The sequence below is a fragment of the Mycobacterium sp. 852014-50255_SCH5639931 genome (assembly GCF_001665605.1).
In the GTDB taxonomy this organism is placed as follows: domain Bacteria; phylum Actinomycetota; class Actinomycetes; order Mycobacteriales; family Mycobacteriaceae; genus Mycobacterium; species Mycobacterium paraffinicum.
In genome coordinates, this window is the sequence record NZ_LZSV01000035.1 from 114,831 (window position 1) to 128,334 (window position 13,504).

The following is a 13,504-nucleotide window of genomic DNA, read 5'->3' on the forward strand; positions in this document are numbered from 1 at the left end:
CGCGCGCCGGTGTACGGTGCGCTGGTGACGGCAGCTGAATCGAGCCGAGCCGGCTCCCGCGATTGGATCCTGGCCGCCTTTCGTCCCCGCAGCGGCCCCCCGAGCGCGGCGACCATCGTGCGGTCGGCGTTGTGGCCCCTGGCGATTATGTCGGTGCTGCACCGCAGCATCATCCTCACCCTCAACGGCAACATCACCGACGATTTCAAGCCGGTCTATCGGGCGGTGCTGAACTTCCGGCGCGGCTGGGACATCTACAACGAGCACTTCGACTACGTCGACCCGCACTACCTGTACCCGCCCGGCGGCACGCTGCTCATGGCGCCGTTCGGGTATCTGTCATTCACGCCGTCGCGGTATCTGTTCGTTCTGATCAACACCGTCGCGATCCTGCTGGCCTGGTACCTGCTGCTGCGGATGTTCAAATCCACCCTGTCCTCGGTGGCCGCGCCCGCCCTGCTGCTGGCCATGTTCTGCACGGAAAGCGTCACCAGCACTCTGGTGTTCACCAACATCAACGGCTGCGTGCTGCTGGCGGAGATACTGTTCCTGCGCTGGCTGCTCGACGGCCGGGTCAGCCATCAGTGGTGGGCCGGCATCGCGATCGGGCTGACGCTGACGCTCAAACCGCTGCTCGGGCCGTTGCTCTTGCTGCCGCTGCTGAACCGCCAGTGGCGGCCGCTGGTTCCCGCGATCGTGGTGCCCGTCGTCGTCAACCTGGCCGCGTGGCCTCTGGTCAGCGATCCCATGGACTTCGTCACCAAGACGGTGCCCTACATCCTGGGCACGCGTGACTACTTCAACAGCTCGATCGAGGGCAACGGCGTCTACTTCGGCCTGCCCACGTGGCTGATCGTGTTCCTGCGGCTTCTGTTCACCGTGCTGGCGATCGGCGCGATGTGGCTGCTGTATCGCTACTACCGCACCCGCGACCCACTGTTCTGGTTCACCAGCTCGTCGGGCGTGCTGTTGCTCTGGTCGTGGCTGGTGCTGTCACTGGCCCAGGGCTACTACTCGATGATGCTGTTCCCGTTCCTGATGACCGTGGTGTTGCCCAACTCGCTGATCCGCAACTGGCCGGCATGGCTCGGTATCTACGGCTTCTTGGCGCTGGACGACTGGCTGATCTACCGGTGGATGAGGTACGGCCGCGCGTTGCACTACCTGAAGATCACCTACGGCTGGTCGCTGCTGCTCATCGTGGTGTTCACCGTGCTGTTGTTCCGGTATCTGGACGCGAAAGCCGAGAACCGGCTGGATGAGGGCATCGATCCGGCGTGGCTGACGCCCGGGCGCCAGCGCGCTAGCGTGGATGCATGAATCCGAAGCTGCAGCTGACCGATGCCGAGTGGCGCCAGAAGCTCACGCCCGAAGAGTTTCACGTGTTGCGCCAAGCCGGCACCGAGCGGCCCTTCACCGGTGAGTACACCGACACCAAGACCGAAGGCGTCTACCAGTGCCGCGCCTGCGGGGCCGAATTGTTCCGCAGCACAGAGAAGTTCGAGTCGCACTGCGGCTGGCCGTCGTTCTTCGACCCGGCGAACTCCGATGCGGTGATCCTGCGGCCCGACCACTCGATGGGCACGACGCGCACAGAGGTGCTGTGCGCGAACTGCCACAGCCACCTGGGCCACGTCTTCGCCGGCGAGGGCTACCCCACCCCGACCGATCAGCGCTACTGCATCAATTCCATCTCGCTGCGCCTGGTGCCTAAGGGGGCGTAGTCGGCTTTCAGGCCCGGCTTTCTTGGCGACGTTTATTGTGTCGCGGGAGCGGCCGCAAGGGGCCGCGCGAGACGGCGCGAACTCAGTCCACCCGGGTGGCGTGCACTTCCCAGAACGGGGCGTGCACCCGGCCGTGCACCAGCCACGGTTCCATCAAGCGGAATTGTTCCAGCAGTTCCTCGACCTGATCGGCCACGTCGGGATTGCGCGCGGCCATCATCTCGATCTGCTCGACGCTCATGTTGACCAGGTAGGTCGTCGGGCCGAGGTAGGTGATCTCCCAGCCGCCGAGGGGAAGCACGTCGCGAAAAGCCTTATCGGACAACGTCCGCAGCATCTTGAATCCGTTGACGTTGTGCTCGCCGAACTCGAACATGTACAGCCGCGCACCGGGCTTGGTGGCTCGGTGCAGCGCTTGCACGTAGGACCTCTGTAGCTCGGGATCGGTGCTGAAGGTGTGGTAGAAGGCGCAGTCGACGACGGTGTCGAAACGGCCTTCCATGCCCTCGAGCTTGGTGGCGTCGGCCAGCTCGAAGTTGACCGAGACCCCTGCCCTGCGGGCGTTTTCGCGGGCCCGCTCCAGGGCGGCTTCCGACCCGTCGATGCCGGTGGCCGCGTACCCCTTCGACGCGTAGTAGATCGCGTGGTGGCCCGGCCCGGTGCCCGGGTCGAGCACCTCACCTTTGATCGCGCCCAGAGCGACCAGTCGCTGAACCACCGGCTGCGGGCCGCCGATGTCCCACGGCGTGGCGGCCGGCAGTCCGTGGGACGTCCGCTCGTCGCGGTACATCTCCTCGAAACGGGCCGGGTCGGTGACGTCGGGTGGCTCATGGCAGCGCGTTCACCAACTGCTCGACCGGCACGCGCGGGCCGGTGAAGAACGGCGTCTCCTCGCGGGTGTGCCGGCGGGCGTCGGTGGCGCGCAGCTCGCGCATCAAGTCGACGATGCGGTGCAGTTCGGGGGCCTCGAAGGCCAGGATCCATTCGTAGTCACCGAGCGCGAACGCCGGCACCGTGTTGGCGCGGACGTCCTTGTACTCGCGGGCGGCCATGCCGTGTTCGGCGAGCATGCGGCGCCGCTCCTCGTCGGGTAATAGGTACCACTCGTAGGACCGCACGAACGGATACACGCAGATGTAGTTGCCGGGCTCCTCGCCGGCCAAGAACGCCGGGATGTGACTCTTGTTGAACTCGGCCGGCCGGTGCAGCGCCACGCTGCTCCATACCGGCGAACAGGCCCGTCCCAGCGCGGTGGTGCGCCGGAAGTCGGCGTAGGTGGCCTGCAGCGCCTCGATGGTTTCGGCGTGGGTCCAGATCATGAAGTCGGCGTCGGCCCGCAGGCCCGCCACGTCGTAGAGTCCGCGCACCACGACGCCGCGCTCCTCCTGCTGCTTGAAAAACCGCGACGCGTCATCGATGACGGCATCGCGCTCTTCTCCGAGCTCGCCCGGCCGCACGGAGAAGACCGAGAACATCAGGTAGCGGATCGTCGCGTTGAGGGTTTCGTAGTCGAGCTTGGCCATGGAACCTATCGTGCCACTTCCACATCGAGGGCCTCGATCGCGCGGCCGGCCGCCCCGATGCATGCGGGCACGCCGATGCCGTCGAGGTAGCTGCCGGCCACGGCGAGCGTCGGCGGCAGGCCCGCGCGGATCTCGGCCGCCAGTTCGGCGTGGCCGGGCCCGTACTGCGGCATGGCCTCGATCCAGCGCTGCACGCGGGCATCGACCGGGTCGACGGCCAGGTCGAACACGTCGACCAGGTCGCTCAGCGCCCAGCCCAGCAGTTCGTCGTCCGAGACGCTGACAGCCACGTCGTCGCCGCAACGACCGAACGACAGCCTGAGCAGCTGGGTGTCCCCGCGGGCGCCCCATTTACGCGACGAGAGCGTAATCGCCTTGCTCCGCAACGGCTCTCCGGTGGCCACCAGCACGCCGGAACACTGCGGGAACGGCGTGTCGCCCGGCACCGCGAGCGCGACAACCACCGACGACGCGCTGGTGATCCGGCCGGCGGCGGCGGCGCTGCTCGGGGCGACATCGGCGACCAGGCGCGCCACCCGCGGGGCCGGGACGGCCAGGATCACCGCGTCGGCGTGCCATCGGGCGCCGGTGTCATCCAGCAGCGACCACCCCGGTCCGGCCGGTTCGAGCCGTTGCACCGCGGCCCGGACCCGGTGCGGCCGGCCGCGCTCGACGAGCGCGTCGAGCAGCACCTGGTACCCGCCGTCCAGCGCCCCGAACACGGGTGCGCCGGTCGCCGGCGGCAGCGCCTGGCGAACAGCGTCCGTCAGGCTGGTGGCCCCGCGGTCCAAGGCCGCCGCGACGCCGGGGGCCGCCGCGCGCAGCCCGATCGTGGCCGCCGAACCGGCGTACACCCCGCTCAGCAGCGGATCCACCGACCGCGCCACCACCTGCTCGCCGAACCGCTCACCCACCAGTTCGGCCGTCGCGGGATCGCTGCCGGGTCGCCAGTCGAGCGGGCGGCCGGGTTCCGCTTCGATGCCCGCCACGGTCGCCTCGTCGACCAACCCCGCCACGGAGGCGGCCGACGACGGAATCCCGACCACCGTGCCGGTGGGCAACGGGTGCAGCGTCTGCTGGCTGTAGATCAACGGCCGGGCGCCGGTGGACACCAGTTGGCGCCCCGACAGGCCCAGCTCGGCCAGCAGCGCGGGCATCTCGGGCCGGCGGAGGATGAACGCCTCGGCACCCAGGTCCATGGTCTGCCCGCCGACCCGCTCGGTGCGCAAGATCCCGCCCAGCCGGTCGCCGGGATCGAACACGGTGATGGCCGCGTCGTCGCCCACCGCCGCGCGCAGCCGATATGCCGCCGTCAGGCCCGAAATACCGCCTCCGACAACACAATACGAAGGCGTCATAGGGAGTGGACCAGTGACACCAGATCGGTCAGCACACCGGGGTCGGTCTCGGGCAGCACACCGTGGCCGAGGTTGAAGACGTGACCGGTCACGCCCGCGTCGACGGCGCGGCGCCCATCGTCGACCACGGCCCGGGCGGCGCGTTCGACGGCGGGCCATCCCGCCAGCAGCACCACCGGATCGAGGTTGCCCTGCAGCGCGGTACCCGCCGCGACCCGGGTGGCCGCGTCGGTGAGCGAGGTTCGCCAGTCCACGCCCACCACCGTGGCTGTGGCTGGTTTCAAGACGGTGGACATGGCCCCCAGCAGTTCGGCGGTGCCGACCCCGAAGTGCGTCATCGGCACGCCGTACTCGGCCAGCGCGCCGAACACCCGGGCGCTGTGCGGTTGCACGTAGGTGCGGTAGTCGGCGAGCGACAGCGCGCCCGCCCACGAGTCGAACACCTGTATGGCGTCCACGCCGGCCTCCAGCTGCGCCCGCAGGAAGCCCACGGTGATGTCGGTCAGCTTTTCCATCAGCGCATGCCAGCTGTCCGGTTCGGCCAGCATCATCGCCTTGGTGCGGGCGTGGTGGCGGCTGGGGCCGCCCTCGATCAGATAGGACGCCAGGGTGAACGGGGCACCCGCGAACCCGATCAGCGGGACGCTGCCGAGCGCGGCCACCAGCAGCGTCACCGCGTCGCACACCGGCTGAATCCGTTGCCGGTCAAGGGGTTTCATCGCATCGACGTCGGCCGTGGTGCGCACCGGCGACGCGATCACCGGCCCGACACCCGCGACGATGTCCAGGTCGACGCCCGCGCCGAGCAGCGGCACCACGATGTCGGAGAACAATATCGCCGCGTCGACGTCGTGCCGGCGCACCGGCTGCAGGGTGATCTCGCAGACCAGCTCGGCGTCAAAGCAGGCCGACAACATGTCGGTCTGGGCCCGCAGCGCCCGGTATTCGGGCAGCGAACGACCCGCCTGCCGCATGAACCACACCGGGATCCGGCCGGGTTTGCCACCGGTGACGGCGGCCAGATACGGCGACTCGGGGAGGTCGCGGCGAGTACTCATTGTCCTCAATGCTGCCACGAGGGTGCTGCTGCGTAATATCGACGACCGTGCCAGTCAGCCACCCGCCCGTGAATTACGACGAGTTCCCCAGCCTGCGCTGCGAGGTCGGCGACAACGGCATCCTGACGCTGGTTCTCGACGCCCCCGGCCTCAATTCGGTCGGGCCGCAGATGCACCGGGACCTCGCCGACATCTGGCCGGCGATCGCCCGCGACCGCGACGTGCGCGTCGTGCTGGTCCGCGGCGAGGGCAAGGCATTCTCCTCCGGCGGCAGCTTCGACCTGATCGCCGAAACCATCGGCGACTACGAGGGCCGGATGCGCATCATGCGGGAGGCCCGCGATCTGGTGCTCAACATGGTCAACTTCGACAAGCCCGTCGTCTCGGCGATCCGGGGCCCGGCCGTCGGCGCGGGCCTGGTGGTGGCCCTGCTCGCCGACGTCTCGGTGGCGGGCCGCACCGCGAAACTCATCGACGGGCACACCAAGCTTGGCGTGGCCGCGGGCGACCACGCCGCGATCTGCTGGCCGCTGCTGGTCGGCATGGCCAAAGCCAAGTACTACCTGCTCACCTGCGAGACGCTGCTCGGCGAGGAAGCCGAGCGCATCGGCCTGGTGTCCACCTGCGTCGACGACGATGAGGTGCTGTCCACGGCGACGCGGATCGCCGAGGATCTGGCCCGCGGCGCGCAGAACGCCATCCGGTGGACCAAGCACAGCCTCAACTCCTGGTACCGCATGTTCGCGCCCACCTTCGAGACCTCGCTCGGCCTGGAATTCCTCAGCTTCAGCGGCCCCGACGTGCAGGAAGGGCTGGCGGCGCACCGCGAGAAGCGGCCGACCCGATTTACCGGCGGAAATGGCTCCTGAGCAGGGGCGATACCGGCCGACGAGGTCGGGTAACGGGTTGGTAGCGGTCGGCGCGCCTGATTCCGCGTGTCGGCTGATAGGTCTACCGTCGGACCCTGTGACCCGCGCCGCGACGACGCAGTGGGGGCACCTCCCGCATGCGGGGGACGGCAGCGATGCGGAGGAGCGGCGCAAATGACCCGGGCCGCGACGACGCAGAGTGGCCCGGATGAACAGGAGCGGCGCCAAGTGACCTCAGCTGAACCGGAGCCATTCCGCGAGGCGGTAGCGGCGATGAACGGCGTCACCGTCCGACCGGAAATCGAGCTAGGCCCCATCCGCCCGCCGCAACGCCTGGCGCCCTACAGCTACGCGCTGGGGGCCGAGGTCAAGCATCCCGACCGCGAAATCGTCCCCGAGCGATCCGACGGCGACGCCTTCGGCCGCCTGATCCTGCTGTACGACCCGGAAGGCGCCGACGCGTGGGACGGCACCATCCGCCTGGTCGCCTACATCCAGGCCGACCTCGATCCCAGCGAGGCCGTCGACCCCCTGCTGCCGGAGGTGGCGTGGAGTTGGCTGGTCGACGCGCTGGAGTCCCGGATGGAGCAGGTCACCGCCCTCGGCGGCACGGTCACCGCCACCACCTCGGTGCGCTACGGCGACATTTCGGGGCCGCCGCGCGCCCACCAGTTGGAGCTGCGGGCGTCGTGGACGGCGACCACGCCGCAAGTCGGCGCCCATGTCGAGGCCTTCTGCGAGGTACTGGAACACGCGGCGGGTCTCCCGCCGACGGGCGTCACCGATCTGAGTTCGCGGTCACGCGCCTGACATGTGCGAACCGGCGGCCCACGGGGCCGGCAGCACGGCGCCCGACGACACCGAACCCGCGCCCACGCCCCTGCTGCACCCGGCCGAAGGGATCCCGGACCTCTCGGTGACCGCCCGCCAGATCCAGGAGGCGGCGGAGCTCCTGGACCGTGGTCGCGGACCGTTTGCGGTCGACGCCGAGCGCGCCTCGGGTTTCCGGTACTCCAACCGCGCCTACCTGATTCAGATCCGGCGGGCCGGCGCAGGCACCGTGCTCATCGACCCCGTCAGCCACGGCGCCGACCCGCTCGAGGCGCTGCGGCCCGTCGCCGAGGTGCTCAGCGAAGACGAATGGATCCTGCATTCGGCCGACCAGGACCTGCCCTGCCTCGCGGAAGTCGGCTTGCGGCCATCCGCGTTATACGACACCGAGCTCGCCGGGCGGCTGGCCGGGTTCGAACGGGTGAACCTGGCAACCATGGTGGAGCGGCTGCTCAGTTCCGGGTTGGCCAAGGGGCACGGGGCGGCCGATTGGTCCAAACGCCCGCTGCCCGATGAATGGCTCAATTACGCGGCGCTGGACGTGGAACTGCTCATCGAGCTGCGGACCGCGATCGCCGACGTGCTGGCCGAGCAAGGCAAAACCGGTTGGGCCACAGAGGAATTCGACTACCTACGGGTGGCGGGCGCCAGGGAGCCCAGCGCGGCGACGCGGCGGGACCGGTGGCGGCGGACGTCGGGAATCCATCGGGTACGCGAGCAGCGCGGCCTGGCCGCGGTCCGCGAGCTGTGGTTGACGCGCGACCGCATCGCCGAGCGCCGCGACATCGCGCCGCGACGCATCCTGCCGGACTCGGCCATCATCGAGGCCGCCATCGCCGACCCGAAGACCCTCGAGGACCTCACCGCCTTGCCGGTGTTCGGTGGGCGCAATCAACGTCGCAGCGCCGCCACGTGGTTGGGGGCACTGGAGGCGGCCCGGCAAACCAAGAACCCGCCCGTCGATACCGAACCGCCGAACGGGCCCCCGCCGGCGGCGCGGTGGAGCAGGCGCAAACCGGAGGCGGCGGCACGGCTGGAGGCGGCGCGGGCGGCGCTGTCGGAGGTGTCCGAGCGGGTGCACGTCCCGACCGAGAACCTGGTCTCGCCCGACCTGGTGCGACGGCTGTGCTGGGACTGGGAGCCCGCCCCCGATCCTTTCGACGCCGTCGAGACGTTTCTACGGGCCGGGCAGGCCCGGCAGTGGCAGCGCGAATTGGTGGATCCCGTTCTGGCCCGGGCGCTGCAACCGCCCGAAGAGGACCGCGACTAGCCCCGATGGTGGCGACCCGCTTCGCCCGGCTCCGCCGCGCTCGCGATCGCCACTTAGTCGAGGTGCTCGCGGATCTCCGCTTCGGTGACGGCGTTACCCAGCGCGGCGACCCACCCGGTGATGCGGCGGGCCACGTCCTGGTCCGTCAGCCCCAGGTCGGCCAGCAGCTCTCCCCGCGAGGCGTGCTCGTAGAACCGCTGCGGCAGGCCGACGTCGCGGCACGGCACGTCGATCTCCGCGCGCCGAAGGGCCGCCGACACCGCCGACCCCACGCCGCCGTTGACGCCGTTGTCCTCGCACGTGACGACCAGCTTGTGCTGCGCGGCGAGCTCGATCACTCCCTCGGACACCGGCAGCACCCAACGCGGGTCGATCACCGTCACGCCGATCCCCTGGTTGTGTAGCCGCTTGGCGACCTCGAGCGCCATCGGGACGAACGCGCCGACGCCCACCAGCAGCACGTCGTGGTTCAGCCCGGCGGCCGGGACGGCGAGCACGTCGACACCCGCGCGCCGCTCGAGGGCCGGAATGTCTTCGCCCACATCGCCTTTGGGAAACCGGAGCGCCGTCGGCCCGTCGTTGACCTCAAGCGCCTCGCCGAGTTCCTCGCGCAACCGGGTGGCGTCCCGGGGCGCGGCCACCCGCATGCCGGGCACGATGCCCAGCATCGACATGTCCCACATGCCGTTGTGGCTGGCGCCGTCCGAACCCGTGATCCCGGCCCGGTCGAGCACCATGGTGACGGGCAGCTTGTGCAGCGCCACGTCCATCATGATCTGGTCGAAGGCCCGGTTGAGGAAGGTCGAATAGATGGCCACCACCGGGTGCATGCCGCCCATCGCCAGGCCGGCCGCCGACGTCAGCGCGTGCTGCTCGGCGATGCCGACGTCGAACAGGCGATCCGGGAACTGTTGTCCGAAGGCGCTCAGCCCGGTCGGGCCGGGCATCGCCGCGGTGATGGCCACGATGTCGCGGCGCTTCCTGGCGTAGCCGATCAGCGCGTCGGAGAAGGTGGCGGTCCAACCGGGACCGGCGACCTTGGTGGCCTGCCCGGTGACCGGATCGATGACGCCGCAGGAATGCATCTGCTCGGCCTCGTCGTCCTCCGCCGGACCGAAACCCATGCCCTTGCGGGTGACGACGTGCACGATCACCGGCCGGCCGAAGCCCCGCGCGTGGCGCAGCGCCATCTCCACCGCGCGTTCGTCGTGGCCATCGACCGGTCCCACGTACTTCAGCCCCAGGTCGGTGAACAGCAGCTGCGGGGACAGGGAGTCCTTGATGCCGGCCTTGACGCTGTGCATGAACCGGTAGGCGAGCTCGCCGAGCAGCGGCAGCGAGCGCACCGCGTCGCGGCCCTTCTCCAGGGCGTGCTCGTAGGCCGGCTGCAGCCGCAGGGTGGCCAGATGGTCGGCGACGCCGCCGATCGTCGGCGCGTAACTGCGGCCGTTGTCGTTCACCACGATGATCACCGGCCGCTTCGACGCCGCGATGTTGTTCAGCGCCTCCCAGCACATGCCGCCGGTGAGCGCGCCGTCGCCGACCACGGCGACCACGTGCCGGTTGCGGTGGCCGGTCAGCTCGAACGCCTTGGCCAGGCCGTCGGCGTACGACAACGCCGCGCTGGCGTGGCTGGACTCGACCCAGTCGTGTTCGCTCTCCGCGCGCGACGGATAGCCCGACAGCCCACCCTTTTTGCGCAGGCTCTCGAAGTCCTGCGAGCGCCCGGTCAGCATCTTGTGGACGTATGCCTGGTGACCGGTGTCGAAGACGATCGGATCATGCGGCGAGTCGAATACCCGATGCAGCGCCAGCGTCAGTTCGACGACGCCGAGGTTGGGCCCGAGGTGTCCCCCGGTCGCAGCGACCTTGTGGATCAGGAACTCGCGAATCTCGGCGGCCAGTTCGCGCAGCTGCTGTTGGGACAGGTGTTGCAGATCAGCGGGCCCGCGGATCTGTTCCAGCATCCCGATAGTCTACGCAGCGTCGGAAGGAACAGCAGGGAGCCGGAGGCAGCCGGCCTACGAGGGTCTGAAGAGCTCGGCCAGGGTGTCGCGAAGTTCGGGATCCGCCAGGACGACGACCTCGTCACCGGCCTGAAGTTCGGTGTCGCCCCGCACCGGCACCAGGCCGGTGGTGCGAACCACGATGCTCACCCAGATGTCGCCGACACGGTCACTGAGACCCTCCACCGTGCACCCCTCGGCGGCAGAGCCCGGGGCAACGCTGAATCGATGGACCCCCTCCGGTTCGTCCGCGAGCCGCACACCTATCTCCCATGGCTGGGTCTCCACGGTGCGCATGGGCAGTTCCAACAGTTTTGCGACGCCGGGCACCGAGCTGCCTTGCACCAGAACCGAGAAGATCACGACGACGACCACGATGCCGTAGAGCCGTTCGGCGTTGGGAATGTGCGCGGCGCGCAGCAACTCGCCGAGCAGAATCGGCACCGCCCCTTTGAGGCCGGCGAACAGGATGAAGACGCGTTCGTTTCGCTTCAGGTGCACGCCAACCAGGCATGCGCTCACGGCCAGCGGGCGGATCAGCGCCGTCAGGGCAATTCCGAGGACGATCCCGGGAATCCACACGTCGGGGTGGGTAAGGACGCCGAGGTCGACGGTCAAACCCAGCACGGCGAAAGCGACGATTTCGGCTAGACCGGCCAGGGCGGCGTGGAATCGCTTGATCTCCGGCTTGTAGGGCGCGCGCGCGTCGCCGATCACGATGCCGGCGACGAATACCGCCAGAAATCCCGATCCGTGTGCAAGCGTGGCGATGCCGTACAGCATCAGGATGGATGCCAGCGTTCGTAACGGGTAGAGGCCTTCGCTCGGCAGCGCCACGCGGCGCATGAAGACGAGCAAGGCGCGGCCGCCGATCACCCCGACCGCCAGGCCGATCGCCATCTGCAGAGCGAATTGAGTTCCGACGCTGGCGAATCCGGCTGCGCTGAGGCCGCCGGCGGCGATCAGGCTGGACATCAACGAGATGCCCACCGGATCGTTGGCGCCGGACTCGCCCTCCAAGATCGTGCTGCTGCGGCCTCTGATCTCGCGTTTGCCCAGGACAGAGAACACCACGGCCGGATCGGTGGGAGCTATGGCGGTTGCGACGAGCACCGCGGGGAACCAGCTCACCCCGCCTGCGTAGTGCAGCACCAATGCGGCACCGGCGGCGGTGAGGGCGGTGCCCACGACGCCGACCGACAGGATAGGAGCCACCGCCGCGCGGAAACGAGAAGGCCCGATATGCATTCCGCCGTCGAACAGCACCAGCACCAGTGCGATGGTGATTACCTGTTGCACGATCCGCTCGGACGGTGGTTGCACCGCGGGCACGGAGTGCACCACCGCTGCCGTTCCGACGAGCACGAGCAGTGGAACGGGGACCTTGACCCGCTCCGTCAGACGGTTCGCCAAGACAGCGACCAGCCCGACCGCACTGGAGAACAAGATGATGAGCGCGAACCGAAGACCATCGTTCACGATCGCGGCACCCGGAGACGCGACGGCGATTTGTCGGTAGGCACTCGTGCCTTTCGGTTGGTCGACAGGGACATCGAGGACATCGCCGACCAGACTTCCCGGCACACCGCGATGGAGTCTAGCCGCTTTCGGGGCGCCCCACCCGCAGAGTCATTGCGATTACTCGTGTCTCGTCGGCTCTGGCGGCGCCCCTAAGCGCGCGTCAGCAGCGCGACGCATTCGGTGTGATGGGTCAGCGGGAACGCGTCGAACACCTTGATCTTCTCGACGGCATAGCCGTGGCCGAGGTAGAGCCCGATATCGCGGGCGAAAGATGCGGCCTCGCAACCGATGTGCACTATCCGCGGGACACCGGCGGCGGCCAGCAGATCAACGATTTCGCGCCCGGCCCCCGCGCGCGGCGGATCCAGCACCGCCACATCGGCGCCGGATCGTTGCGCGTTGAGCACCCGCCGCACCGAGTCGGTGACGACCTGCACCTGCGGCAGGTCGCCCAGTGCGGCCCGGGCGGCGCGCGGGGCCGCGCGCGACGTGTCCACGCTCAGCACCCGACCGGGCTCCCCGACCGCGGCGCCAAGCGCCGCGGCGAAAACGCCGGCGCCGCCGTACAGATCCCAGGCGGTCGTGCCGGTGCCGGGCTGCGCCCAGTCGGCGACCAGGCGGCTGTACACCGTCGCCGCGCCGCGGTGCGCCTGCCAGAAGGCCGTCACCGGGATCTGCCAGCTGCGGCCGTCGGCCCGCTGCACCGCCTCGTAGCTGCCCTCGACGACCTTGGTCGCGGTCTTCCTGCCCTGCCGCAGCGTGCGCACCACGTGGCGCGCACCGTCGTCGTCCACGACTACGTGCAGCTGGGCGGTCGGCGGCCATTCGGATTCGGCGATCCCGTCGAGCATGCCGGCCGGCAACTGCGCGCAGCGCAGGTCAGTCACCAGCTCGTCGCTGTGATACCGGTGAAACCCGGCGCGGCGGTCGGTGCCCACGTCGAGCCGGACCCGGGTGCGCCAACCCGTCGGCCCGGAGTCCGACAGCGGTTCCGCCTCGCCATTCCAGCGGTGTCCGCCCAGCCGCTCCAGCTGATTGGCCACCACTTGCGCCTTGATCGCGCGGGCCGCCTCCGGGGCGGCGAACGCCAAGTCGCAGCACCCGGCACCGTCCACCCCGGCGATGGGGCAAAGCGACTCGACGCGGTCGGCCGACGGCTCGAGCACCTCGACAACCTCGGCGTGCCAATAAGATCCGCGGTCGGCGGTGACCCGGACCCGCACCCGCTCACCCGGTAACGCGTAGCGGACGAACACCACGCGCCCCTCGTGGTGCGCCACGCAGCTGCCGCCGTTGGCCGGGGCGCCGGTGACCAACGTGAGCTCCTCGTGCGGGGGCAGCACC

Annotated in this window: 12 protein-coding genes and 1 pseudogene; 6 read left to right on the plus strand and 7 right to left on the minus strand. The window is 69.4% G+C overall.

Features of this window, described 5'->3' with window-relative positions:
• Positions 1-9 precede the first annotated feature (9 nt).
• Both aftC and msrB read left to right on the plus strand, forming a co-directional pair.
• Entirely contained in the window at positions 10-1,320 is a 1,311-nt protein-coding gene (aftC, locus tag A5758_RS21475) for an arabinofuranan 3-O-arabinosyltransferase (RefSeq protein WP_067744190.1), read from the plus strand.
• On the plus strand, positions 1,317-1,724 hold the full coding sequence (msrB, locus tag A5758_RS21480) for a peptide-methionine (R)-S-oxide reductase MsrB (protein WP_067744194.1): 408 nt from the start codon (positions 1,317-1,319) through the stop codon (positions 1,722-1,724). The genes aftC and msrB overlap by 4 nt, the downstream gene beginning before the upstream one ends.
• A gap of 82 nt (positions 1,725-1,806) precedes the next feature.
• On the opposite strand, the gene A5758_RS21485 is transcribed toward msrB, so the two are convergent.
• From A5758_RS21485 to hemE, 4 genes are read right to left on the minus strand one after another with little or no spacing between them, the layout of a single operon-like run.
• Positions 1,807-2,514, minus strand: coding sequence for a class I SAM-dependent methyltransferase (locus A5758_RS21485; RefSeq protein ID WP_067744197.1), 708 nt, complete (start codon positions 2,512-2,514; stop codon positions 1,807-1,809).
• 37 nt (positions 2,515-2,551) lie between these two features.
• A complete protein-coding gene (gene hemQ, locus A5758_RS21490) occupies positions 2,552-3,247 on the minus strand; it encodes a hydrogen peroxide-dependent heme synthase (RefSeq protein ID WP_067744200.1) in 696 nt (231 codons plus the stop codon).
• A gap of 5 nt (positions 3,248-3,252) precedes the next feature.
• On the minus strand, positions 3,253-4,605 hold the full coding sequence (locus tag A5758_RS21495) for a protoporphyrinogen oxidase (RefSeq protein ID WP_067744203.1): 1,353 nt from the start codon (positions 4,603-4,605) through the stop codon (positions 3,253-3,255).
• Positions 4,602-5,663 carry a uroporphyrinogen decarboxylase gene (gene hemE, locus A5758_RS21500; protein ID WP_067744207.1) on the minus strand — a complete coding sequence of 354 codons (1,062 nt, stop codon included), beginning with the start codon at positions 5,661-5,663 and terminating at the stop codon, positions 4,602-4,604. The genes A5758_RS21495 and hemE overlap by 4 nt, the downstream gene beginning before the upstream one ends.
• 8 nt (positions 5,664-5,671) lie before the next feature.
• Between hemE and A5758_RS21505 the strand changes: the two genes are divergently transcribed.
• The 4 genes and pseudogenes from A5758_RS21505 to A5758_RS21515 all read left to right on the plus strand — a co-directional run bounded on the left by A5758_RS21505 (position 5,672) and on the right by A5758_RS21515 (position 8,633).
• On the plus strand, positions 5,672-6,532 hold the full coding sequence (locus A5758_RS21505) for an enoyl-CoA hydratase/isomerase family protein (RefSeq protein ID WP_156622739.1): 861 nt from the start codon (positions 5,672-5,674) through the stop codon (positions 6,530-6,532).
• Between the two features lie 99 nt (positions 6,533-6,631).
• Positions 6,632-6,710: pseudogene (locus tag A5758_RS26600) on the plus strand (hypothetical protein); the annotation flags it as partial.
• Positions 6,707-7,342, plus strand: coding sequence for a DUF3000 domain-containing protein (locus A5758_RS21510; protein ID WP_067199242.1), 636 nt, complete (start codon positions 6,707-6,709; stop codon positions 7,340-7,342). The pseudogene A5758_RS26600 and the gene A5758_RS21510, both read left to right, overlap by 4 nt.
• A gap of 1 nt (position 7,343) precedes the next feature.
• Complete coding sequence (locus A5758_RS21515) at positions 7,344-8,633, plus strand: ribonuclease D (RefSeq protein ID WP_067744219.1); 1,290 nt, start codon at positions 7,344-7,346, stop codon at positions 8,631-8,633.
• Positions 8,634-8,686: 53 nt separating this feature from the next.
• On the opposite strand, the gene dxs is transcribed toward A5758_RS21515, so the two are convergent.
• From dxs to A5758_RS21530, 3 genes are all read right to left on the minus strand, one after another.
• Positions 8,687-10,600 (minus strand): 1-deoxy-D-xylulose-5-phosphate synthase, encoded by a 1,914-nt coding sequence (dxs, locus tag A5758_RS21520; protein ID WP_067744221.1) that lies wholly within the window; start codon positions 10,598-10,600, stop codon positions 8,687-8,689.
• Between the two features lie 54 nt (positions 10,601-10,654).
• Entirely contained in the window at positions 10,655-12,118 is a 1,464-nt protein-coding gene (locus A5758_RS21525) for a cation:proton antiporter (RefSeq protein ID WP_082939810.1), read from the minus strand.
• 191 nt (positions 12,119-12,309) lie between these two features.
• The gene (locus A5758_RS21530; RefSeq protein WP_067744224.1) at positions 12,310-13,503 is read right to left on the minus strand and encodes a class I SAM-dependent RNA methyltransferase; all 1,194 of its coding nucleotides are present in this window, start codon (positions 13,501-13,503) and stop codon (positions 12,310-12,312) included.
• Position 13,504 lies beyond the last annotated feature (1 nt).